Raw genomic sequence first — 21,774 nt, 5'->3', positions numbered from 1 at the left:
CGCCGCCCGCTCCGACCGCCCCGGGGGCTCCGACCGCCCCGGCGCACATCCCGCTGCCCCGGACGGCTCCGGCGCCTCGGCCCGCCTTCCAGCCGGTGCCGGTCCGTACGGCGCGGGACGCGGTGACGGTGGCGGCGCTGTACCTGCGTTGGCTCGGGTACGGGGACATCCGCGGGGCGGTCAAGCGGGCGCCTTCCGGGGTGCGGGTGGCGGCGCGGGGCATGCTCGCGCTCATCGAGCCGTCCGTGCAGCCGGCGTCGCTCCGTGACGTGGAGTGCGTATGGCTCAGCGCCATGGCCGATTCCGTCGGCTGCGTCTGCTTCTCCCTCGCGGGGTACGAGGAGGCGGCGCGCGCACGGGCGGACGCGCTGTCCATCCCCCTGTTCGTCATCGACCTCACGGGCACGCCACAGCCGGTGAACAGCGCGGCGGACGAGTTGGTCACCACGGGGCCAACGGCTACGGGGTGACCGGCATACTCGCCAGATGCGCATCCGCCCGGCCAAGAAGGCCGATCTCCCCACGCTCCAGGACATCGAACGCGCCGCGGGCGAACCCTTCCGCGCCCTGGGAATGGCAGCGATCGCCGACGACGAGCCACCCGGCATCGACGTCCTGGAAAGCTTCCGCCGCGCGGGCAGGGCCTGGGTGGCCACCGAGGCGACGATCACGGGCAAGGACGACGGCAAGGACGAAGGCAAGGACGAAGGCACCCCCGTCGCGTACCTCATCAGCGAACCCGTGGACGCCGCGGAGCACATCGAGCAGATCTCCGTGCACCCCCGAGCGGCGCGCCGCCGCATCGGCCGGGCCCTGATCGAGCACACCGCCGACCTCGCCCGCGAAGCCGGGAGGGAAGCCCTCACCCTGACCACCTTCGCGGACGTCCCCTGGAACGCCCCGTACTACGCCCGCATCGGATTCCACGTACTCGGCGAGGCCGAACTCACCCCGGGGCTGCGGAAGATCCGCGCCCACGAGGCCGAGCTCGGCCTCGACCGCTGGCCGCGCGTGGCCATGCGCCGCGAGCTCACCCACGGCGGCACTACGCCCCGTACCGCTCCCTGAGCTCGATCTTCCGCACCTTCCCGGACACGGTCATGGGGAAGCTCTCCAGGACACGCAGCCCGGCCGGGATCTTGTAGTGCGCCAACTGCCCCTCGCAGAAGGCCCGCAGCTCCTCCAACGTCAGCGGATCCTCCGAGTCCCGCAGGATCACGCAGGCCAGCGGAACTTCCCCGTACCGCTCATCGGCAACCCCCACCACCTGGACATCGGCGATCTTCGGATGGCCGTACAGGAACTCCTCGATCTCCCGCGGATAGATGTTCTCGCCACCCCGGATGATCATGTCCTTGATGCGGCCGACGATCTGGACGTAGCCGTCCTCCCGCATGACCGCCAGGTCACCGGTGTGCATCCACCGTCCGGCGTCGATCACCTCCGCCGTCCGCGAAGGCTCGTTCCAGTAGCCGAGCATCACGCTGTAGCCCCGGGTGCACAGCTCGCCGGATGTGCCACGCGGCAGGGTCACACCGCTGACCGGGTCGACCACCTTCACCTCGATGTGCGGCAGCACGCGGCCCACCGTGCCGGTCCGCCGCTCCAGGTCGTCCGTGCGGCGCGTCTGCGTCGAGACGGGGGACGTCTCCGTCATGCCGTAACAGATGGAGACCTCCTCCATGTGCATCTCGGCGACCACCCGCTTCATCACCTCGACCGGGCAGGGCGAGCCCGCCATGATGCCGGTGCGCAGTGAACTCAGGTCGTACGTCGTGAAGTCGGCGAGGTTCAGCTCCGCGATGAACATCGTCGGCACCCCGTACAGCGACGTACAGCGCTCGCGCTCCACCGCGTGCAGCGTGGCGGCCGGGTCGAAGGACGGCGCGGGTATGACGATGCAGGCGCCGTGGGACGTGGCGCCCAGATTCCCCATCACCATCCCGAAGCAGTGATAGAACGGCACGGGCAGGCACACCCGGTCCTGTTCCGTGTAGCCGACCGTCCGGCCCACCCAGTAGCCGTTGTTGAGGATGTTGTGGTGGGAGAGGGTCGCCCCTTTGGGGAAGCCGGTCGTGCCCGAGGTGTACTGAATATTGACCGGGTCGTCACAGCTCAACTCCCCTTCTCTATCGGCGAGTTCACGACCACCCACGGCCCCCGCCGCATCCAGCAGCTCGTCCCACGAACCGTCCCCGATGTAGTGGACGGACCTCAGCTCGGGGCATCCGGACCGCACCTGGTCCACCAGCGCCCGGTAGTCGCTCGACTTGTGCGACTGCGAGGCGACCAGGACCGTCACCCCGGCCTGCTTGAGCACGTACTCCAACTCATGGGCGCGGTAAGCCGGGTTGATGTTCACCATGATCGCGCCGATCCGCGCGGTGGCGTACTGCACGAGCACCCACTCGGCGCAGTTCACCGCCCAGATGCCGACGCGATCCCCCTTGGCGACACCGGCCCCCATGAAGCCCCGCGCCAACTGCTCGACGGCGGCGCCGAATTCGGCGTACGTCCAGCGCGTCCCCGCCGCCACGTCCACCAGCGCGTCCCGCTCCGGCCAGGCCTCGATCGCCCGGTCGAGGTTGCGCCCGATGGTGTCACCGAGCAGCGGCGTCGCGCTGACACCGTGGGCATACGACAGTTCGGTCACCGGAAGTCCTCCTCGCGGTACTCGGCGTCGGAGCCCGCGGCCGTGGCCTCGCGCAGCTCGATCCGGCGGATCTTGCCGGAGACGGTCTTGGGGAGCGGGCCGAACTCGATGCGGCGCAGGCGCTTGTAGGGGGCGAGGGCCGCGCGAGAGTGCTCGAAGAGCAACTTCGCGGTGTCCGGCCCCGGTTCGTGTCCGGCGGCGAGAACGATGTACGCCTTCGGAACGGCCAGCCGCACCGCGTCCGGCGCGGGCACGACCGCCGCCTCCGCCACCGCCTCGTGTTCGAGGAGGGCGCTCTCCAGCTCGAACGGGGAGATCTTGTAGTCGGATGCCTTGAAGACGTCGTCGGACCGGCCGACGTAGGTGATGTAGCCGTCGGCGTCGCGGGAGCCGATGTCGCCGGTGCGGTAGTAGCCGCCCGCCATCGCGTCGGCGGTGCGCTCCGGGTCGCCGTGGTAGCCGGCCATCAGGCCGACCGGGTTCGCGGTGAGGTCGAGGGAGATCTCGCCCTCCTGCGCTCCCGGCTCTCCGGTCACCGGGTCGAGGAGTTCGACGGCGAAGCCGGGCGTGGGCCGTCCCATCGAGCCCGCCTTCAGCTTCTGGCCGGGCGAGTTGGCGACCTGTACGGCGGTCTCGGTCTGTCCGAAGCCGTCCCTGATGGTGACGCCCCAGTCGCGGCGTACCTGGTCGATGACCTCGGGGTTGAGCGGCTCGCCCGCGGCGACGACCTCGCGCGGCGGTGTCCGCAGCTGGGTGAGATCGGCCTGGATGAGCATGCGCCAGACGGTCGGCGGTGCGCAGAAGGACGTGACCCCTGCCCGGTCCATCTCGGCCATCAGGCGGCCCGCGTCGAAGCGCGTGTAGTTGTGGATGAAGACGGTCGCCTCGGCGTTCCACGGGGCGAAGAGGTTCGACCAGGCGTGCTTGGCCCAGCCCGGCGACGAGATGTTCAGGTGTACGTCGCCGGGCTTGAGCCCGATCCAGTACATGGTCGCCAAGTGCCCGACGGGATACGACACATGAGTGTGCTCGACCAGCTTCGGGCGGGCCGTGGTGCCCGAGGTGAAGTAGAGCATCAGCGGGTCGTCCGCGCGGGTGACGCCGTCGGGCTCGAAGGTCTCCGGGGCGCCGTCGGCACCCTCGTACGAGATCCAGCCGTCCACGTCGGCGCCGACCACGATGCGGGTGTAGTCGCCGGGCACGTCGTCGAACTTCGCCGTGTCCTCGGGGCGTACGACGACATGGCGGGCGCGTCCGCGCGCGATCCGGTCCCGCAGGTCGACGGGGCCGAGCAGCGGTGTCGCGGGGATGACGACCGCGCGCAGCTTCATCGCGGCGAGGGCGATCTCCCACAGCTCGACCTGGTTGCCGAGCATCACGACGACGCGGTCGCCCGCGCGGACGCCCTGGGCGCGGAGCCAGTTGGCGACGCGGTTGGAGCGGGCGGACAGGTGCGCGAAGGAGAAGCGGGACTGGGGCCTCCCTGGCCTCCCCTGCTCGGGCGAGCCCGAGAGTTCAGGGACCGGCCCGTCCTCCTCGACGATGTGCAGCGCGGTCCTGTCGTTGTCCCGGGCGATGACGTCGAACCAGTCGAGCGCCCAGTTGAACCGCTCGGGCCGGGGCCAGGCGAAACCCTCGTAGGCGGCGGCGTAGTCCTCACGATGCCGCAGCAGGAAGTCCCGAGCCGTGCGGAACTGTTCCGTGCCGCTGCTGCCCGTAGTCGTCATTGCGCTCTCCTCGTCGCCGGTCCGATGCCCCGCGCCTTTGCCGGGCTCTTCGCCGGAGTCATTGCCGGACGCTACGTAACATCGTGTAATTCGTGATGCGGGTCTCACCACCCCCGGACGGGGGTGTCCCGACGTGAAAGGGCTGACGCGTGACGGCTGACGGAGGCGAGGCGGTAGCGATGCGGTCCGCTCTGCTGCGGCTGCGGCGCGGCACGGGGCTGCCGGTGGCCTTCGGGGGCCTCGTCGAAGGGCAGCGGCAGGTTCGGATCGGCGAGCTGACGGGCACGGGGACGCGGGCGCTGTGCGGGCTCGCGGTGTCGTCCGGGAACGGCTTGGGCGGAAAGGCGGTGGCGCTCTCGCGCCCCTGCGCGGTCACGGATTACCACGACTCGCGCCACATCAGCCATGAGTACGACAGCGCTGTGGCCGCGGAGGGCCTGCGCTCGGTGCTCGCGGTGCCGGTGGTCGTGCGGCGCAGGGTGCGAGGCGTTCTGTACGGGGCCCTGCGCTCGGCCCAACCGCTGGGCGACCGGACGCTGTCGGCGGCTGTGGCGGCGGCGCGGGACGTGGAGCAGGCCCTTGTCGTACGTGACGAGGTGCACGAGCTGCTCATGGCCGCGCGGGAGCCGCAGACGGGCGCCGGACCCGCCTGGGAGCAGGTCCGCGAGGCGCACGGCGCGCTCCGGGAGCTGGCCCCACGGATCGCCGACCCGGCCTTGCGGGCGGAAATACTGGCGGTGTGCGGCCGGTTGGCGTCGGCGGCCACGCTGCCGCCCGGACGGGAGCGGTCGGTGTCCCTCACGCCGCGCGAGGTGGACGTCCTCGCGTGCGTGGCCGGGGGCGTGACGAACGCGGCGGCGGCGCAGCGGCTCGGGCTGCGGCCGGAGACGGTGAAGGGGTATCTGCGGGCGGCCATGCGGAAGTTGGGGGCGCACACGAGGCTGGAGGCGGTGGTGGCGGCGCGGAGGGCGGGACTCCTGCCGTGAGCCCCGGGGCCCGGTATCCGACCCCCGGGCCGGTATCCCTGACGGGCCGAGCTCGACGACGGCACCTTACGCGGCGAGGCCGGCGGCGGATTGAATGGGACTGGGGATTGAATGGGCCTTGAGGGGGTGATGGGCATGGTGTCCACGGACCGTTTTCTCGCTTTCGCGGCGATGTCGCTGCTTGTGATCGTGATCCCGGGGCCGAGCGTCCCATTCGTGATCGGCCGGGCTCTGGCCCATGGCAAGCGCACCGCGGTGGCGACGGCGCTCGGCAACGTCTTCGGTTCGTACGTCCTGGTCGTCGCGGTCGCGTTCGGTGTCGGGTCGCTCGTCGAGCGTTCGGCTGCGGTGTTCATGGCGGTGAAGCTGGCGGGGGCCGCGTATCTGGTCTTCCTCGGCGTGCAGGCTTTCCGGCACCGCAAGGAGATGCGGGCCCAGTCCATGGGGACGGCCTCCCCCGGCGAGGCGCGCACCGATCTGCGTACGGTCATGGACGGCGCACTCGTCGGCGTCACGAACCCGAAGGGCATCGTGTTCTTCGCGGCGGTGCTGCCCCAGTTCGTCGACCACTCGGCGGGCCATCTGCCCGCGCAGATGCTGCTCCTCGGTCTTGTCCCGATCAGCATCGGCCTTGTCACGGACACGCTGTGGGGGCTGACGGCGTCCGCGGCCCGTTCCTGGTTCGCACGCTCGGACCGGCGCCTCTCGCTGATCGGCGGGGCAGGGGGCGTCACGATGATCGGGCTCGGCGTGACCGTCGCGGCGACGGGCCGGGCGGAGTGAGACCTCCGGGACTGCGCCGTTCGTTCGTTCAGCGCTCGATGACCGTGCCGAAGCGGATGTCGTACGTGGCGGCCCGGCTCATCGGACCGCGCAGCAACCGCTCGGCCTCATCGGTCAGTTCGCCGCGCTGCGCCTTGGTCAGGGTGCCGAAGGCCTCGAAGGTGAGCACGGCGGAGTCCTTGGCTTCTCCCGCGCCCTCCTCGATGCGCCACACGCCCGCGAGGAAGCCGTCGACGAGGAAGACGCTGTAGGCGAAGTTCCCCTTCCAGGTGCGACCCTTGTACTCGGGCGGCACGACCCGGCTGCGGTCGGCGTGCGACAGGAGGAGGTTGTCGAACTCGGGCAGGAGGCGCGCCGGGGCCGGGGTGTCCGCGTCGGGGCGTGGCGCGTCGGGGAGGTCGAAGAGCTCGACACCGCTCTCGTCGCGGAACGTACGCAGTTGGGGCCGCAGTCGCTCGAAGGCCTCCCGCAGCCGCGTGAGGCCCGCCCAGGTCTGCATGTCCTTGACGGACGCGGGCCCGAAGGCGGCGAGGTAGCGCAGAACGGTGGCGTCGGGCGCGGGCACAGGATCGCTCGGGCGGCCGAGCCAGTGCTCGGCGGTGGTGAGCGCGACCTGCCCGCTGCGCCGCCACAGGCCGCGCGGGGTGACTTGGACCAGCGGCAGCGAGCAGCGGGCGGCGACGGCGAGCGACTGCGGGTCGGCGTCGGGCCAGCGGGGCAGCAGGACCTCCCGCAACTGCTTCATCGTCCGCGGCTCCTCCTCGACGGCGGCGCGGGCGAGCGAGGCGAGCTCCCCCAGGTCGACGCCGGTCAGCCCCTTGCGGAAGGCGTGCAGTTCACGGTCGCGCGCGCCTTGCACCAGCGGGCGCAGGGTGAGGGCGTCGTCGGCGGTGTGCAGGTGGATGGTGGAGCGCATGGTGACGATGCGTACGAGATCGCGCGCGGCCAGAAGCCCGGACAGGTCCTCCGGGTCGAACCCTTCGAGCCGTGCGGCGAGGGCGTAGTAGGGCGGCTTCACGTTCTGCGCCTGGAGGCCGATGAGGTGGGCGACGGCGCTCGCGACGGAGAGGCCGGCCGAGCGGCGCAGGAGGAGTTGACGGTCGAGGGTGGCGCGGTTGAGGGCGCGCGTGCTGAGTACGGGGGCGGTGTGCTGACGGGCACTCGCCCGGGCGGCCTTCGGCCGGGCGGCGCCCGCAGTCTTCGGCGTCTCTGCCTGGTGTCCCGTAGTCCTCGGCGTTCTCGGCGTCTTCGGCGTCTTCGGCGTCTTCGTCATGCTCCGCACGCTAGCCGGACTTGCGGACATCCACTGTCCGCAAGCGTGGGGAGAGATGCGTGGAGAGATGCGTCGAGAGGTGCGCTGATATGTCGCCCCGCCGAGGACTTTTGAGGCGTATATCCTGCTTCGCAGCAGCTCGCAGCAGCAGCCAAGACACACGTTCGGCACCATTCGACACCGTCCGACACCGTCCGACACCGGAGGCAGCCAGCATGGCGGAGCGCAGGGCCCGGCCCGTACCGAGCGCGAAGAGGCACGGCTGGCGGCGCACCGGCCCGGCCAGGACCGCTTCGGCCGCAGGGAACGGGGACTCCGGAAACCCCGGCGCCACGCCCGAGCCCTCCTCCCCCGCACCGGCGGACGCAGCGAGCGTCGTGCAGGCCGCGCTCTACCGGGACGGGGTCCGCGTCGCGACGCCCTCCTCCCTCGCCGACACCTTCCGGGAGCTGCGCGAGCAGCACGACGGCATGGCATGGATCGGTCTCGCCCGGCCGACGGAGTCCGAACTCCTCTCGCTGGCCGCCGAGTTCGACCTGCATGAGCTCGCCGTCGAGGACGCGTTGGAGGCCCACCAGCGGCCGAAGCTGGAGCGCTACGGCGAGACCCTCTTCGTCGTCCTGCGCGCGGCCCGCTACCTGGACGCCTCGGAGGAGGTCGACTTCGGCGAACTGCACGTGTTCGTGGGGCCCGACTTCGTCATCACGGTGCGCCATGGCGCCGCCCCGGACCTGACCGCCGTACGCCGCCGCCTGGAGGAGAGCCCGGAACTCCTCAAACTCGGCCCGGAGGCGGTCCTGTACGCGATCCTGGACGCGGTGGTCGACGGGTACGCCCCCGTCGTGGCCGGCGTCCAGAACGACATCGACGAGATCGAGACCGAGGTCTTCGGCGGCGACCCGGAGGTCTCACGGCGCATCTACGAACTCTCCCGCGAAATGGTCGAGTTCCAGCGCGCGACCCGCCCCCTGGTGGCCATGCTGCACTCCCTGATGGCGGGCTTCGCGAAGTACCGCACCGACGAGGAACTCCAGCGCTACCTACGCGACGTCGCCGACCACGTCACGCACACCAGCGAACGCGTCGACGGCTTCCGCCAGGCCCTCACCGACATCCTCACGGTCAACTCCACGCTCGTCACACAGCAGCAGAACGCGGAGATGCGGGCGCTTGCGGAGGCGGGGTTCGAGCAGAACGAGGAGATCAAGAAGATCTCCTCGTGGGCGGCCATCCTGTTTGCTCCCACGCTGGTCGGCACGATCTACGGCATGAACTTCGACGAAATGCCGGAGCTGCACTGGGCCTTCGGCTATCCGTTCGCGATCGGCCTGATGGCCGTGGTCTGCGTCAGCCTGTACTTCATCTTCAAGCGGCGGGACTGGCTCTGAGCCCTCAAGGGCGATGGGTGGCTGTTGTCCGCGGTGCCGTCAGCCGCCGTCTCTCCGGCCCCATGAGCCCGTGCCCCGGAGCCGGGAACGCGGCCCGGAGCAGGAAGGAGCCGTCCGGCGTCGGGCCCGCGGCGAGTGCGCCGTCCAGGATGCGGGCGCGTTCGCGCAGACCGGTGAGGCCGTGGCCGCCGCTCGGCTCGGAGGCGGCTCCTCCGGTGGTCTCAGGCGCGGCTTCACCGGTGGTACCCCGGGCCGACGCGCTACGGACCTCGACGACCAGACAGGTGTCGCCGTCCACGGACTCCACGCGCAGCGCGACCGGGGCGCCGACGTCGCCGTGTCTCAGTACGTTGGTCAGTGCCTCCTGCACGGTGCGGTAGGCGGCGAGCTCCACTGTGGCGGGCCAGTACACCCTGTCCCCCGGGGCGATGGTCAGGGGCTGCACCGTGAGTCCGCTGCGCTCGACGAGGGCTGGGATGTCGGCCAGGCGGGAGCCGAGGGGCACGCTCGCCTCCTCAGGGTGCTGTTCCCGCAGCGCCCTGACCAGGTGCCGCATCTCGTCCAGGGCACGCAGGCTCACCGTGCGGATCAGTTCGGCCTCCTGACGGGTGTCCGCGTCCGGGGCCCGCCGGGCCAGCGCCGCCGTCCTGACCGAGATCAGGCTCATCTCGTGCCCCACCACGTCGTGCATCTCGCGTGCGAGCGCGGCCCGTGCGCCCTCCTCGACGGCGGCGCGCTCACTCCTCAGGGCACGCTCGTGGCTCTGCCGCAGGGCAAGGACCTGTTCGGCCACGCGGGCCCGGGAGCGCAGCAACTGCCCGAGCGCCGCCGGTGCCGCCCCGAACACCGTGCAGTACACCAACGCCTGGAGCACGTCACCGGACGCGTGCGGCGATCCGACGCGCCACAGCAGAGAGTCAAGGAGTTCGGCGACGGACACCACGACCGCGCACAGCGACGCCGCCACCAGGGGTAGTACTCGTGCCGCTGCGACCAGGGCCACCAGGGCGGCGAGTTGCATGCCCGCCGGGAGCGCGGGCAGCGTCAGGACGAGCACGAGCACTGGCCGACGCCGCCGCCACGGCAGGGCGGCCAGGGCGAGCACCGTCAGCACGAGGCCGTACGGGCCCGGCTGCTCCTTCTCGCCTTCGAGGAGTTCCACCAGCAGGTCGGTGCCCGCGAGGAGCAGTACAGCGGCCTCAGTCGCGCAGCGGCGCGCGAACGGTGGGAGCCGAGGCTTGGCCGGAATCATCGGGCCGGTTCCGGCGTCGGCAGTCCGCCGTCGCGTCCCGGAGCCGGCCGAGACCCGCCGACGAGACCGGCCTGATAGGCGATGACTGCGGCTCGTACGCGGTTGTCCGTGCCGAGCTTGGCGAGCGTGGCGCTGACGTGCTCCTTGGCCGTACCGGGAGTGATGGCCAGCCGTTCGGCGATCTCCGGGTTGGACAGGCCGTTGCCGAGCAGCGCGAGCACCTCGTGCTCCCGGGCGGTGAGCCGGGCCAGACGCTCCCGCAATTCACCTGATGCGGTTCGCTGCGCGGCACGGGACGTGTCGTGTCCCGGCAGGTCGCGTTCCAAGGCATCGGGGCCGGGAGGTGTCCGGGCGGCGGTCGTGGAGGCGTACCCCTCCACGACCGCCGCGGCGATGGAGGGGGAGAGCACTACACCTCCCACCGCTGCCGCGCGCACGGCGCGGATCAGGTCGTCCGGATCGCTGTCCTTGAGCAGGAAGCCGTCCGCCCCGGCGCGCAGCGCGCGCACCACGTACGCGTCGGCGCTGAAGGAGGTCAACATGACCACGGCCGGCGTCGGAATGCGTCCCTTGAGGTCCTCGAGCACCGCGAGGCCGTCACGTTGGGGCATCCGGATGTCGAGCAGTACCACGTCGGGGGAGTGCGCGGCCAGGGCCTTGAGCACGCCGTCCGCCTCGCACGCCTCGACCACGCGTACGTCCCCGGCCGTCTCCAGGACCATGCGCAATCCCGTACGAAACAGTTCCTCGTCATCGACGATCACGACGTCGATGACGTCGTCAGGCCGACCCGCCCGTCTGTCCGCCACTGTCCTGGTCGCCCCCGTTGTCCCCCTGTTGATCAAGTGTCCATCATGGGATTCTCGTCCTGCCTTGTGCAAGCCGGACGAGTGCGAACCGGGGTGATCAGCCCATTCCAGGGCTAAACATTGCAAAACGCGCTGTTCTAGGACCCGTTATTCCAGGACCCGCTCCGCCCGGAAGACCAGCGGCATCAGCACGAGCAGCACGGCCGTCAGCACCACGGTGCCGCTCACGTACCAGCCCGTCATCGTCGTATACGCGTCCGGCGCCAGGCTGCCGGCCGTCGTCGCCCCCAAGGCGGGGAAAAGGGCGATCGCCCGCGCGAGCCCTCCGCCGAGCCCCGCGGTCGGCCGCAGCCCCGCGGGCCAGCGAAAACCGACGAACACGGTGGCGGACGCGGCCCACAGCACGGAGGCGGCCGGGACGAGCAGCCCCAACAGCAGGTATCCGGCGCTGAGATGAACACTGCTGCCGCCGAGCGTGAGGGCGGCCCAGGCGAGTCCGGTGAAACTGAGTACGAGGACGAGCCAGGACAGCACCCCGGTGATCAGCGCGCACGCGGTGTAGGCGAGGTACACGGAACGCAGACGGACCGGTGTGGCGAGCAGCGCCTCCATGGAGCCGCCCGCCAGGTCCCCTGAGACGACGGCGCGGCTGACCGCCCCCGTGATCAGCGCGGCGGCCACCCCGAGCAGGGTGGGCGCGGCGAGCAGTGCGGTGCTCAGCGCGCGGGCGGTGGCGGAGTGCAGACCGGCCACGGCGACCAGGCCGTTGTCGGCGGCGACGAGTTCTCCGTGGACCGCGTCGGGGAATATGTGCGGCAGCACGAGCAGCAGGGCGACGAGGCCCGTACCGGCGGCCGCGGGGACGAGCAGGGCCTGGCGGCCCTGGTGGCGCCAGGTGCGGACGAGTAGGGCGCCGAGGAGTCCGCCAGTGGTCATGAGGAATCGTCCAGGAGTTGGTGGATGGCGGTTTCAATGGCAGTTCGAGTGACGGTCTCAGTGCCGGGCTCCGTGATGTCGGCGACACCTGCGGAGACGGTGTCCACGGAAACGCGGCCTTCGGAGACGGGGCGTACGTCGGTGACCTCGACACCTCCGGCGACGAGCCCGGCGATGTGCTCACCGATCGTCGTGCCCTGCCCGAGCTCGGCCCGCTCCCAGGCTCCGCCGCCGCGCGAGGTGCGCAGGTCGTACGCAGACGGCGACGCGGCCTGTTCCGCTTCTCCCGCCGCGGGCAGTCCGTGGAGCGCCCCGCCCTTGAGGACCAGCAGGTGTGAGGCGAGCGTCATCGCCTCGGGCACGCTGTGCGTGGAGTAGAGGACGGTCTTGTGCGCGCCCCAGGAACGTACGAGTGCGCGGGTGTGCTCGGCACTGACCGGATCGAGCCCCGTCATGGGCTCGTCGAGCAGCAGGACGTCCGGGTCGGTCAGGGTGAGCCTGGCCAGGTCGGCCCGTTGGAGCTGGCCCCTGCTGAGCCGGGCTGTACGCCGGCCGAGCAGCCCTTCGATGTCGAACCGCGCGGCCGCGTCCCGTATCCGCTCGGTGTGCAGCGCCCTGTCCAGGCCCTGCACCCGGGCCCAGAACTCCAGGTTGTCCCGCACGCTCAACTGCGGGCTGAGCGCGGCGCGGTGGGTCAGCACGCCGATCGCGCGCTTCGCCTCACGGTGGGTGGCCAGGTCGGTGCCACCGAGGAGAACCCGCCCCGCGAGCGGCGGCAGGATACCGGCCAGGACCCGCATGAGCGTGGTCTTCCCGGCGCCGTTGCGCCCGAGCAGGACATGCACCCCAGGGGCGAGTTCCGTGTCGATGGGGCCGATGACCGGGCGTCCGCGGTACCCGGCGACGACCCCGTCGAGGCGTACCCCCGTCACGGCGCGTCGAAGAGGGTGCCGCGCTGCTCGGCCGTCAACTCGCTCTCGTCGACACGACGGAGCAGCGACAGATGCCGACCCGCCTTGCACATGCCCAGCCGGCGCGGGCCGAGCCGGATGGTGGTCACTGAGGCTCCGTGGACCCAGCTTCCCCAGAAGACGTGGTCCTTGCCGCACGCGATGATGGTGTCCGCAGCCATGTGTCTCTCCTTCAGCCGAGGTGGGGGGTATACGTCGGTTCTCTGCCGGCTTCACTGGCTTTCCCGGCTTCACCAGTTCCACCGGCCTCGTCTGCCTCATCTGCCTCATCGAGGTCTTTGGGCTCTTCCGTGACCGAGGTCTTTCGCCCGTCCTGCGGTACGGGGTCCGCGAGTTCCACGCGATCCGGCGTCGCGGCGACCGCGGCAGCACCGATCATGATCAGGCTGAAACTCCACAGGCCGATGGTCGCGATGATGGCGCCGTGCAGCAGAACATCCATCTGGAAGGCCAGCTTCCGCCAACGCTCCGGACCGATCAGCAACGCGGCGATCACCACCTCAATGATGATCGCACCCCAGGTCATCGCGCTGACCAGCAGTCCATTTCCGGACATGTTCAGCAGGGGTGCCGCGAAGGGCTTGGCGACACCGAAGACCGGGTCGCGCAGCACGTAGTACTCGGCCGAACCGTTCAGCCAGTCCGGGACGCCGAACTTGCTGATGCCGGACTGCAGATAGAGGATCACCAGTTGTACGCGCAGGGCCCAGAAGGCGGCGAACGCCACCCCTCGGCGGCGCGGCCCGAGCACGGTGGTCGGCCGCTGCCAGTGCCAACGCCGGTCGTCGGCCAGGCCCATGAGGATCAGGAGCAGGCAGACGATCCGCGCGATGGCCTCACCGCCGTCGGGCAACGCGGTGCTGACCCCGATCGAGTACGCGATCCAGGCGTGGATCCACACTGTCCAGCGGGGCCGGTATCCGCTGGCGACCAGGGCGAGCAGTGCGACCATGATCCAGCGACGCCACTCCTGGGAGACCGCGTCACCGCCCACGCAGTACGTGGAGATGGCCTGCACGCCCGCGCAGTGCGGGTAGGGCTGCTCACCGAGGAGGGGGTGGAGCAGCGCGGCGGACGGCGTGAGCGCCAGCGTGATCAGATGCGCCACGGCGATGATCGTGCGGCCACAGCCGAACCACACCGACCGTGGGTCGAAGCGTCGCAGCGCGTGGTCCACGGCGTAGGGAAGGCTCCCGGGCGAGGTTGCCGTCGCTCGCGCGGCCACCTTCTTGTTCCTGTCGGTCATCGACTTGTTTCTGTCGATCTTCGCCGTCTCAGTCATCGCACCGGATCCGCAGGTGCGCCGCGCGGGTCACGCGCGAGGTGTCGGACAGCAAGTCGCGGTAGGCCCAGGGCACGGGCCGCTGGTTGGTCACGATGACGTCTCCGCAGAGCGAGGGAACGGGCGAGGGATTGGTCACCGCTGCGGCGGGCCGGGCCGCGGCCGTGCGCAGACAGTCGTCGTTGGAGCCCTCGCAGGTCTCCCAGTGATGCACTTTGGAGGCGAGCAGCGCCTCCTCGGGACCTTGGGCGCGCTGCCGCCGCGAGAGGCCGAAGAGGTTCTCGGCCTTGCCCTGTGGGGTCAGCGAGAGGTTCTCTGGCCGCGCTCCGCCGCCGTGCGGCCGGTAGGCGCCGAACTGCTCGCTCTGCGGGTCCTTGGTGAAGAAGGCCCAACCCTGCGGAACGAACGCGGAGAAGGCGGTCTTCACAGGGGGCATCCATGGCTGCGTGGTCACATTGCGCGGCATGGCGAAGTAGATGGAGGCGGCCAGGACGGCGAACAGCGCGGCGGCGGCCGTGACGAAGGCCCGGCGCTCTCGCTGTACGGCCTGGGACGTGTCTCTCATGTATTTTTCCTCGGACGTGTGGGGTGCCGCCCGCCGGGGAGGGCGGCGCACCCCACACACGGTGTTCACGGAGCCTCGGCGCTCAACGCGCCTTGCCCACCGCGACGTTTACAGAGCCTTGGTCACCGCGACGTTCAGCGCCTCGCGGGTGAACTGCGAGGTGTCGTCGGCGGGCCGGTAGGCAACCACCACGACCACGCCGACCTCGGCGACGGCCGCCACCGTGGTGGCCACCGTGCCGGTCTGGAGAACGACGTTGTCCGTCTTGACCCAGAAGGAGCCGCGCGCGACGCCGTCGGGGAGCGACTTCTTGTCGGTCACCTTGTTCACGTCGGCCGCGAGACGGGTGAGCGCGGCGTCGACCTTGTACGGGTCGCCGCTCTGCACGTTCTCGGTGACGGCCTTGTGGAACTGCGGGTCGGCCTTGCCCAGCGCGCCCGTGAAGGCGGCCGTCTTCGCCGCGTGCCGTCGTCATTGTCTTGCCCGATGCCGCCCCGCTCCTCGATGCGGCGTGGCGTATCGACCCGGCTCTGGTGCGTCGTGGGGTGCCGGCGCACGTCTCGCTCCTCTATCCGTTCGTGCCGGAATCGGCGCTGACAGATCAGGACGAGAAGGGCGTGCGTTCCCTGGCTGCGAGTTTTCCGGCAGCTGAGCTGCTCTTGGAGGAGGTCGTGACGGCGTCCGGCTTCGTCGCCGTCACCGTTCCGGGACTCCAGACGATCGTCGATGCGTTCCGCGCCCAGTGGCCCGGGTTGCGCCCGTACAAGGGCCGCTTCGGGGCGCAGCCCGCCGCCCATGTCACGGTCGCCATGGGTGCGGACAACCCGACAGCTGCCGCCCATGTCCGCGCTGCGATCGGCGGCCTGCTGCCGCTGCGCACCCGTGCGGCGGCGGTCCAGCTGGTGGTGCTGACGGAGGAAGGCTGGCAGCCGCGGTTCACCGTGTCGCTCGGCATCCCGGACGGGCCGTAAAAAAACACGGCCCGCCAGCCCCTCGCTCCTGGCCGCGAACACAGCCCGAGGTCGGCACCCCGTCCTCGGCCGCGCTCTGCGCCCCCGCGACCTCCCCGCACTGCTGCGCTACTGCGCTGCTGCTGTTAGCGGGGCATCGCAGGCCCGTTCACCTTCTCCGGCCACTGCGCCCCGGCGTCGGCCGTCTTGGCTGAGGGGTGATCCCCGATCAGCGGCGGCCGGTGGCCAGGATGACGAGGAACTGGCCGCCGCCCGCCTCGACGCCGGCGGTCACCGGCACCCCCGGTAGCAGTCGGGAGAACCGGTCCACCAGCCAATCCGCCGCCTCTTGGGCGTCCTTCCTGGTCGGACAACGGCCCACCATCTCGCGGCCCCCCTTGCGCTCCAGCCTGTCGCCAACGGCGATCAGCGGCGCGGGTTCGACTACGTACAGGCGCTCCGGCCAGGCGATGACCACTTTGACCGCACCCTTGCGGCTATTGCACCCGCGGTGCGCGAGCCGCTCGGCGACCTTGGCCTTCCGGTCGGCGGTCCGGCTGTCGACACTGGGCCCCCGCGGGTCGTTCACCGACTCGTCGGGGTCGACCGGTTCGTCACACACCCAGCAGCGCCAGCCGTCGCGCTCGGCCACATCATCAAGAAGACTCATCCAGGCAAACTAGCCTGCCCGGCCTCCACCCGCGTACCAGGGGCGCGCGCCCTCGTCCGTGACGGTCGCGCCCCGTCACCACGCCTCCGACTCCGAAGCGGGTCCCTCCGGGATCGTGGCCTTGCCTGCCTTGGCCCGTATCCGCAGGGCGAGCAGGGGGAAGACGAGGACGGAGACCATGGCGGCGCCCACCAGGGCCGCCGCCTCCCCCTTTTCCAGGACCCCCTCGTCCAGGCCGATCGTGGTGATGGCGACGACCAGCGGCAGGCAGGTCGAGGAGTACAGGGTCAGGGCCCTGCGGTCGGAGGGGTTCAGGTCGCGTGGTGCCAGTGCGTAGGCCGGGAGTCCTCGTACGACGAGGAACAGGAGCAGGAACACCGGGAGCAGCAGGAGGGCCCGGCCGCCGTCGAGCAGTGAGGCGAGGTCGAAGTTGATGCCGGTGACGATGAAGAACAGCGGGACGAGGAAGCCGAAGCCCATGGCTTCCACCTTGCCGAGGACCTCCTCGCCGCTCTCGGGGGCCGCCCCTTGGAACACGAGCCGGGTCAGCAGACCTGCCGCGAAGGCGCCGAGCAGTACGTCGAGGCCGAACGCGTGCGACAGGGCGAGCATCGCGACGAGCAGCAGCATCACGAAGCGGACGGCGAACTGACCGCTGGTGTGCAGCGTCGTACGGATGATCTGGGCGAACCAGGGTGGGTGGGGGCGCAGCGCCCAGTAGATCGCCGCCGCCGTGATGACCGCGAAGGCGGCGAGTACCACGGTGGAGACTCCTGGATCGCGGCCGCTGAGCAGTACCGCCATGGCGATGATGGGCGCGAACTCGCCGACCGCGCCGAAGGCCATCATCACGGTGCCGAAGCGGCCGCGCAGATCGCCGCTGTCGCGCAGGATCGGCAGGACGGTGCCGAGGGCTGTGCTGGTGAGCGCGGTGCCGATGACCACGCTCTTGGAGAGGTCCATGCCTGTCAGGGCCAGTGCGATGCCCAGGCCCAGGGCGAGGGAGACCACCCAGGCCCAGACGGAGCGGCGCAGGGTGTCGCCGCGGATGGCCGCGAAGTCGATCTCGTACCCGGCCAGGAAGATGAGCATGGACAGGCCAAGCTCCGAGAGCGTGTCGATGACCTCGTCGTGCTGTGCCAAGGCGAGTACATCGGGGCCGATGAGGATCCCGAGCACGATCTCGAAGATGACCAGGGGGATGCGGACCCAGCGGCCGGCCCCGTACGCGAGGAGGGGCGCGAGCACGGCGATGGCCATGATCAGGATGAGGGTTCCCGGATGTGTCATGCCGCTGTCCGCTTCCCCCGCGCGCAGGTCCGTGACGTTCCGTCGTGCACGGCCGGTCAGCCCTTGGGGGCGGCGGCCGCGATGCCGACTCCGTTGTCGGTGTGGGCGTCCTCGCCGCACGCGGTGGCAAGCAGCAGGGTGGCCGCGAGGGCGACGGCGAGTCGGGTAGGGGTACGGGTCCGTGGACGGGTGCGCATGGTTCGAGCCTCGGGGTGGTGGAGGCGTACCGCATGTGGGGCGGACCGAGCGGGCGATCTGTGGCTCGCCTCAGGGGATGAAGCCGTCACGCACACCGCCGTTGTGGCGGCGGTGTGCGTGGTCAGGGCGAACTGCGGGGCAGGGGGCGGCTTCCGACGGGGGGGAGGGGCGGCTTTCGGCCTGGCGTCGGGTGCCCTCAGGCGGTTTCGGCGGCGACAGGCCGGGCGCCTTCGGGCCGCTCGCCGCCCAGGAACTCCACGACCGCCAGCAGGAACAGCAGGCACAGGGCGATACCGACCACGACCCAGCCGGTCGGGTAGGACCACAACAGGTAGATGAGGAGCGCGGCGGCCACCAGCACCCAGGTGATCCAGGTGCGGTAGCGGCGTACGAAGGGACCGACGGGGCCGAGCCGCATCCCGGCGCGGTCCGCGGTGGACCGTACGGCTCCGATCCCGGCGGTCCACAGGCCGCGCACCAGGCCGGCGCGGCGACCGCCTCCGGTGAGCCAGGCGGCCAGGGCGACCACGACACCGAGCGCCACGACCATGCGGACCGTGGTGAACAGGAAGTGGGTCATGGTGTCGTACACCGCAGCGGCCGCGTCCTGCGACACGTTCGCGGGCAGCCGGTCGAGATAGAGCACACGGAAGACGCGCAGCCCGATCCCGAGCAGGCCGGTGGCCACGGCGACGGCCAGCACCGCGGTGACCAGGGACCTTCTCCTGCGTACGGAGAGCAGGACGCCGGCGGTTACGAGGACCAGGGCGATGACGGGGAGCCAGTTGCCTGCCAGTTGCAGCAGCCGCACATACGTCTTGGCCTTGCCGATCTCCTCCGACCTGACGAGCGTGAACTCGGTGTGGACCTCGGGGATCCGGCCCGCGACCGTCATTCCCTCGTCGACGAGGCGTTGCTTGACGCGGTCGACGAGGGGCGCCAGATCGAGGGTGACGTTGTCTCCCGCCAGCTTCACCGCGCCCCCGCCGCTGCCGGTCAGGGCCTTGTCGAGTGAGCTGTGGGCCTGCCGGTTGATCTGCTTCCAGATGTTCTCGAACGCGTCCGACCCGGCCACGGCACGTGCCTTGTCGTGCACGAAGCTGCGGACGGCGCCCTCCAGGGAGTCGCCGAGCTTGCCCAGGGCCTTCTCCAGGCGGGGCCGGTCGGCGGCGGGGGCGTCGGAGAGCAGTGTCGCCAGGTCGAGGCGGGACATCAGCGCTTCCGTGGCGCGGTCGGCGACGGCATCCCGCACATCGGGGTCGGAGGCGAGCGGGCCGATCGTGTCGACATATCGGTCCGTGTCACCGACCGTGTCGGCCGCCCAGGAGGCGACGACGGCGAGCGGCGCGAGCACACATCCGATCACGATGAGCACCGCGGCCAGGAACGACCGGCCCCGGTGCCGGCTGCCGCCCTTGGCGCGCTCGGACTCCAGCGCCGCCACCCGGCCGCGCAACTCCTTCAGTTCGGCCTGCTCCTCGGGGCTCACGGGCTTCTTGTCGTCCGTCATCGTCGCTCGAGCAGCCTGCCCAGGTCGCCGGTGACCGTCGCGCCGCGTCGTCCTGGCGGGTCGGCCGGGGGCAGCGTGATGTCCGGCTCGGACTGGGCGTGGTCGGACATCGGAACCCCTTGCCTGCGGCAGACGTTGAACCGCGTCGCCCGTCCCCGGACGACGCTCTGCCCTCAGCCTCACCGGAGACCGGTTACGCCGCCATTCGGGTCACTCCATATGGGCTCGCACATCCCGGCCGGTGAGAGGAAGCACCGACGCGCGCCGACGCGACGTGAAACCGCGCGGGTCACATCACGCTTCCGGCCGGGTGTCCGCCCGGGTCGTCGGCCAGCATGATGACGGCTTTGATCCGCTTGCCCACCGGTTCACGCCGCATCTCCAGACTCCGGCACACACCCGTCACGATCTCCAGGCCGTGCTGACCGACCCGGCCGGGTTCGGCGGCACGGGCTGCCGGCAGCGTCGGGTCGGTGTCCCACACGCTGATCTCCACGCCACCGCCTATGACCTCCAAGTCCAGGAGGCACGGGCCGGGCGCGTACTTGTACGCGTTGGTGACCAGCTCGCTCACCACGAGCTGCACCGTGTCCATCACCCGCGCGGAGACCGGGAGGCCGTGATCGGCCTGGACCACGGTCAGGAACTGGCGGGCGGCGTCCCGGGCAGCGGCCACCGGCTCACTTCCCATGAACGCCTCGGTGGACAGCATCGGGCGGCCGAATAGCGGCTGAGCTTCGTTGTCGTGCACCACTGCCTCACACCGCGCCCTTGTCCTGAGTCCGCCGACTGACCGCCATCTACCCCCAAAACGACCCCACAAGCAGTCCTCGCCATAGGCGCCCCGCGAACGGCGATTCCACGCACGCCCTCACCACCCTTCAGCAGGCCCGCACCGACCTGCTGTCCCTGCCCGACCCCGATCACCGCATGGCGGGCCGGGCCACCGCCGCGCTCGGCCGGACCCTGGACCACCTGGGCCGGACCGAGCAAGCCGTACCCACCCGGCGGGAAGCCGCGCGAACCCTGCGGGAGTGCGCGGCGTACGCGATGGGCAGCCGCTCGTCGAGGAGCTGCGCGCCGCGGAAGGACCGGACGGGACCTGAGCAGCGGCCGGGCAACGCTCCACCGGCGTGGCTCGGGAACCCTGCAACCGCGCTAGCGCGACGACTTCCCCGTCTCCGTCACCGGCCGGTCCCGCCGCAGGTCGTCGAAGAGGCGGGCCGACCTCTTGGCGTCCCACTTCAGTACGTTGCCCTTGGAGGTCGGGACGCCGAAGCCGGACACGGGCACGTTGATCTGCTTGCCGTGTCCGCCCGCGACGCTCTGCACGGCGCGGAACATCCCGCTGAGGTCGCGCAGGCTCATGTCCTTGTCGACGATGAGCGTGTCGAGCCCGGCCTGCATGGCCGGGCCGATCTCCGTCGGGTCGAAGAGGGTGTTGGGGCGTGCGGCCTGGTGGGCGAGGGTCGACAGGAACTTCTGCTGGTTCCTCGACCGGCCCAGGTCGCCCTCCTTCTCCTGGTGCCGCTGGCGGACGAAGGCGAGCGCCTGCTTGCCGTCCAGGGTGTGGCAGCCCTTGCGCAGGTCGGCTCCCGACTTCTTGTCCTTGATGTCCCGGTCGAGGCACATCCGAACGCCGCCGATGGCGTCGACGATGTTCACGAACCCGGCGAAGCCGATCTCCGCGTAGTGATCGATGCGCAGGCCGGTGTTCTGCTCGACGGTGTGCACAAGGAGTTCGGGGCCGCCGTAGGCGAAAGCGGCGTTCAGTTTGTCCCCCTCGGGCCGCTTCGTCTTGCCCGTCGACGTGTCGAGGCGGCCGGGCACGGTGACCCAGGAGTCGCGCGGCAGGCTGACCATGCTGGTTCCGTTGGCCCCGGTGTGCAGCAGCATCATCGAGTCGGTGCGCCGCCCGCCGCCCCCGCCGGCCCGCAGGTCCTTCACGGCGTCCGGCGAGAGCCCGTCGCGGCTGTCCGAGCCCACGATGAGGTAGTTGGTGCCCTCCCCGGGTGGCGGACGGTCCCCGTACGCGCCCAGGTCGACCTCACGCTGGAGCCGGGTCTCGGCCCAGCCGTACGTGCCGCCCGCCGCGACGACCACGCCGGTCAGCACGACGAGCAGCGCGCGCCGCAGCCTCCTGCGCTTCTTCGGATTCCGGGCGTGGGCGCGCCGTGGCCCGTAACGGGAGCTGGGGCGGTCGGCGAACCGCTCGCGCGCGGCGGAGCCTTCGGGGGCCGGGGCCGGGGCCGGGGCCGGGGCGGCGACGTACGGCATCTCATGGTCGGCGTACCGCTGCTGCTCCGGGCCGGGCGGCGTCGGCGCACGGGCGGCCCCCGGCTCCTGGCGCCACAGCTCGCCCGTCACCCGTACCGGATCCCGGCGCACGGGAGGGCCCCCGGCGGCGCCGTTCCAGCCGTGCTCCCCCGTGGGTATGGCGCGTCCGGCCCGCCGGTCAAGCGGGTCTGTCATGGTCAACTCCCTTGGTCACGTCCGAGGTCCGACTCGCGCGGCCGCCCGGCGGTTCCCCG

Annotated in this window: 21 protein-coding genes and 2 pseudogenes; 6 read left to right on the top strand and 17 right to left on the bottom strand. The window is 71.0% G+C overall.

The features are described 5' to 3' along the window. Window positions 1–470 (top strand): annotated as a pseudogene (locus ABD378_RS10445) (hypothetical protein); the annotation flags it as partial. A gap of 16 nt (window positions 471–486) precedes the next feature. Continuing rightward, window positions 487–1,068 (top strand): GNAT family N-acetyltransferase, encoded by a 582-nt coding sequence (locus ABD378_RS10440; protein ID WP_344520303.1) that lies wholly within the window; start codon window positions 487–489, stop codon window positions 1,066–1,068. Here ABD378_RS10440 and ABD378_RS10435 read toward each other — a convergent pair. After that, window positions 1,046–2,653, bottom strand: a complete 1,608-nt coding sequence (locus tag ABD378_RS10435) for an AMP-binding protein (protein WP_344520302.1) — start codon at window positions 2,651–2,653, stop codon at window positions 1,046–1,048. The genes ABD378_RS10440 and ABD378_RS10435 overlap by 23 nt on opposite strands. Further along, the gene (locus tag ABD378_RS10430; protein WP_344520301.1) at window positions 2,650–4,380 is read right to left on the bottom strand and encodes an AMP-binding protein; all 1,731 of its coding nucleotides are present in this window, start codon (window positions 4,378–4,380) and stop codon (window positions 2,650–2,652) included. The genes ABD378_RS10435 and ABD378_RS10430 overlap by 4 nt, the downstream gene beginning before the upstream one ends. 179 nt (window positions 4,381–4,559) lie before the next feature. Between ABD378_RS10430 and ABD378_RS10425 the strand changes: the two genes are divergently transcribed. Further along, on the top strand, window positions 4,560–5,366 hold the full coding sequence (locus ABD378_RS10425) for a helix-turn-helix transcriptional regulator (RefSeq protein WP_344520311.1): 807 nt from the start codon (window positions 4,560–4,562) through the stop codon (window positions 5,364–5,366). Between the two features lie 135 nt (window positions 5,367–5,501). After that, entirely contained in the window at window positions 5,502–6,149 is a 648-nt protein-coding gene (locus tag ABD378_RS10420; protein WP_344520299.1) for a LysE family translocator, read from the top strand. Window positions 6,150–6,177: 28 nt separating this feature from the next. On the opposite strand, the gene ABD378_RS10415 is transcribed toward ABD378_RS10420, so the two are convergent. Next, on the bottom strand, window positions 6,178–7,422 hold the full coding sequence (locus ABD378_RS10415) for a winged helix DNA-binding domain-containing protein (RefSeq protein WP_344520298.1): 1,245 nt from the start codon (window positions 7,420–7,422) through the stop codon (window positions 6,178–6,180). Between the two features lie 215 nt (window positions 7,423–7,637). On the opposite strand from ABD378_RS10415, the gene ABD378_RS10410 reads away from it, so the two are divergent. Next, on the top strand, window positions 7,638–8,810 hold the full coding sequence (locus ABD378_RS10410; RefSeq protein WP_344520297.1) for a magnesium and cobalt transport protein CorA: 1,173 nt from the start codon (window positions 7,638–7,640) through the stop codon (window positions 8,808–8,810). 4 nt (window positions 8,811–8,814) lie between these two features. On the opposite strand, the gene ABD378_RS10405 is transcribed toward ABD378_RS10410, so the two are convergent. The 8 genes and pseudogenes from ABD378_RS10405 to ABD378_RS10370 all read right to left on the bottom strand — a co-directional run. Further along, window positions 8,815–10,062 (bottom strand): sensor histidine kinase, encoded by a 1,248-nt coding sequence (locus tag ABD378_RS10405; protein WP_344520296.1) that lies wholly within the window; start codon window positions 10,060–10,062, stop codon window positions 8,815–8,817. Further along, entirely contained in the window at window positions 10,059–10,871 is an 813-nt protein-coding gene (locus ABD378_RS10400; protein ID WP_344520295.1) for a response regulator, read from the bottom strand. Before ABD378_RS10400 ends, ABD378_RS10405 begins: the two co-directional genes overlap by 4 nt. A 147-nt stretch (window positions 10,872–11,018) precedes the next feature. After that, complete coding sequence (locus tag ABD378_RS10395; RefSeq protein WP_344520293.1) at window positions 11,019–11,807, bottom strand: hypothetical protein; 789 nt, start codon at window positions 11,805–11,807, stop codon at window positions 11,019–11,021. Further along, window positions 11,804–12,739, bottom strand: coding sequence for an ABC transporter ATP-binding protein (locus ABD378_RS10390; RefSeq protein ID WP_344520292.1), 936 nt, complete (start codon window positions 12,737–12,739; stop codon window positions 11,804–11,806). The genes ABD378_RS10395 and ABD378_RS10390 overlap by 4 nt, the downstream gene beginning before the upstream one ends. Then, window positions 12,736–12,939: a hypothetical protein gene (locus ABD378_RS10385; protein WP_266871763.1), complete on the bottom strand. Its 204-nt coding sequence runs from the start codon at window positions 12,937–12,939 to the stop codon at window positions 12,736–12,738. The genes ABD378_RS10390 and ABD378_RS10385 overlap by 4 nt, the downstream gene beginning before the upstream one ends. Before the next feature lie 11 nt (window positions 12,940–12,950). Next, window positions 12,951–14,060 (bottom strand): sporulation-delaying protein SdpB family protein, encoded by a 1,110-nt coding sequence (locus ABD378_RS10380; protein WP_344520291.1) that lies wholly within the window; start codon window positions 14,058–14,060, stop codon window positions 12,951–12,953. Then, window positions 14,053–14,625: an SdpA family antimicrobial peptide system protein gene (locus tag ABD378_RS10375; protein WP_266871761.1), complete on the bottom strand. Its 573-nt coding sequence runs from the start codon at window positions 14,623–14,625 to the stop codon at window positions 14,053–14,055. Before ABD378_RS10375 ends, ABD378_RS10380 begins: the two co-directional genes overlap by 8 nt. A 108-nt stretch (window positions 14,626–14,733) precedes the next feature. Then, window positions 14,734–15,075, bottom strand: a pseudogene (locus tag ABD378_RS10370) (sporulation delaying protein family toxin); the annotation flags it as partial. 29 nt (window positions 15,076–15,104) lie between these two features. Here ABD378_RS10370 and ABD378_RS10365 point away from each other — a divergent pair. Next, the gene (locus ABD378_RS10365) at window positions 15,105–15,596 is read left to right on the top strand and encodes a 2'-5' RNA ligase family protein (protein WP_344520289.1); all 492 of its coding nucleotides are present in this window, start codon (window positions 15,105–15,107) and stop codon (window positions 15,594–15,596) included. Window positions 15,597–15,804: 208 nt separating this feature from the next. On the opposite strand, the gene ABD378_RS10360 is transcribed toward ABD378_RS10365, so the two are convergent. From ABD378_RS10360 to ABD378_RS10335, 6 genes are all read right to left on the bottom strand, one after another. Then, a complete protein-coding gene (locus tag ABD378_RS10360; protein WP_344520288.1) occupies window positions 15,805–16,245 on the bottom strand; it encodes a hypothetical protein in 441 nt (146 codons plus the stop codon). Between the two features lie 75 nt (window positions 16,246–16,320). After that, window positions 16,321–17,535, bottom strand: coding sequence for a cation:proton antiporter (locus ABD378_RS10355; protein WP_344520287.1), 1,215 nt, complete (start codon window positions 17,533–17,535; stop codon window positions 16,321–16,323). A 56-nt stretch (window positions 17,536–17,591) separates the two neighbouring features. Continuing rightward, window positions 17,592–17,732, bottom strand: coding sequence for a hypothetical protein (locus ABD378_RS10350; RefSeq protein ID WP_344520286.1), 141 nt, complete (start codon window positions 17,730–17,732; stop codon window positions 17,592–17,594). A 197-nt stretch (window positions 17,733–17,929) separates the two neighbouring features. Further along, window positions 17,930–19,243 (bottom strand): hypothetical protein, encoded by a 1,314-nt coding sequence (locus ABD378_RS10345; RefSeq protein WP_344520285.1) that lies wholly within the window; start codon window positions 19,241–19,243, stop codon window positions 17,930–17,932. 289 nt (window positions 19,244–19,532) lie between these two features. Then, window positions 19,533–19,955, bottom strand: coding sequence for an ATP-binding protein (locus ABD378_RS10340; RefSeq protein WP_344520283.1), 423 nt, complete (start codon window positions 19,953–19,955; stop codon window positions 19,533–19,535). 446 nt (window positions 19,956–20,401) lie between these two features. Continuing rightward, complete coding sequence (locus tag ABD378_RS10335) at window positions 20,402–21,721, bottom strand: LCP family protein (RefSeq protein WP_425583828.1); 1,320 nt, start codon at window positions 21,719–21,721, stop codon at window positions 20,402–20,404. Between the last annotated feature and the right edge of the window lie 53 nt (window positions 21,722–21,774).

The organism is Streptomyces rectiviolaceus (genome assembly GCF_039533825.1).
GTDB lineage: Bacteria > Actinomycetota > Actinomycetes > Streptomycetales > Streptomycetaceae > Streptomyces > Streptomyces rectiviolaceus.
Note: the sequence above shows the minus strand (reverse complement) of the source record. Positions and strands in the feature narration are given on the sequence as shown.

Bases quoted from the DNA above. Each gene is read 5' to 3' on its own strand.
- ABD378_RS10440 (WP_344520303.1), top strand. From the start codon at position 487: ATGCGCATCCGCCCGGCCAAGAAGGCCGATCTCCCCACGCTCCAGGAC.
- ABD378_RS10430 (WP_344520301.1), bottom strand. From the start codon at position 4,380: ATGACGACTACGGGCAGCAGCGGCACGGAACAGTTCCGCACGGCTCGG.
- ABD378_RS10425 (WP_344520311.1), top strand. From the start codon at position 4,560: ATGCGGTCCGCTCTGCTGCGGCTGCGGCGCGGCACGGGGCTGCCGGTG.
- ABD378_RS10420 (WP_344520299.1), top strand. From the start codon at position 5,502: ATGGTGTCCACGGACCGTTTTCTCGCTTTCGCGGCGATGTCGCTGCTT.
- ABD378_RS10415 (WP_344520298.1), bottom strand. From the start codon at position 7,422: ATGACGAAGACGCCGAAGACGCCGAAGACGCCGAGAACGCCGAGGACT.
- ABD378_RS10410 (WP_344520297.1), top strand. From the start codon at position 7,638: ATGGCGGAGCGCAGGGCCCGGCCCGTACCGAGCGCGAAGAGGCACGGC.
- ABD378_RS10405 (WP_344520296.1), bottom strand. From the start codon at position 10,062: ATGATTCCGGCCAAGCCTCGGCTCCCACCGTTCGCGCGCCGCTGCGCG.
- ABD378_RS10395 (WP_344520293.1), bottom strand. From the start codon at position 11,807: ATGACCACTGGCGGACTCCTCGGCGCCCTACTCGTCCGCACCTGGCGC.
- ABD378_RS10385 (WP_266871763.1), bottom strand. From the start codon at position 12,939: ATGGCTGCGGACACCATCATCGCGTGCGGCAAGGACCACGTCTTCTGG.
- ABD378_RS10380 (WP_344520291.1), bottom strand. From the start codon at position 14,060: ATGACTGAGACGGCGAAGATCGACAGAAACAAGTCGATGACCGACAGG.
- ABD378_RS10375 (WP_266871761.1), bottom strand. From the start codon at position 14,625: ATGAGAGACACGTCCCAGGCCGTACAGCGAGAGCGCCGGGCCTTCGTC.
- ABD378_RS10360 (WP_344520288.1), bottom strand. From the start codon at position 16,245: ATGAGTCTTCTTGATGATGTGGCCGAGCGCGACGGCTGGCGCTGCTGG.
- ABD378_RS10355 (WP_344520287.1), bottom strand. From the start codon at position 17,535: ATGACACATCCGGGAACCCTCATCCTGATCATGGCCATCGCCGTGCTC.
- ABD378_RS10350 (WP_344520286.1), bottom strand. From the start codon at position 17,732: ATGCGCACCCGTCCACGGACCCGTACCCCTACCCGACTCGCCGTCGCC.
- ABD378_RS10345 (WP_344520285.1), bottom strand. From the start codon at position 19,243: ATGACGGACGACAAGAAGCCCGTGAGCCCCGAGGAGCAGGCCGAACTG.
- ABD378_RS10340 (WP_344520283.1), bottom strand. From the start codon at position 19,955: ATGCTGTCCACCGAGGCGTTCATGGGAAGTGAGCCGGTGGCCGCTGCC.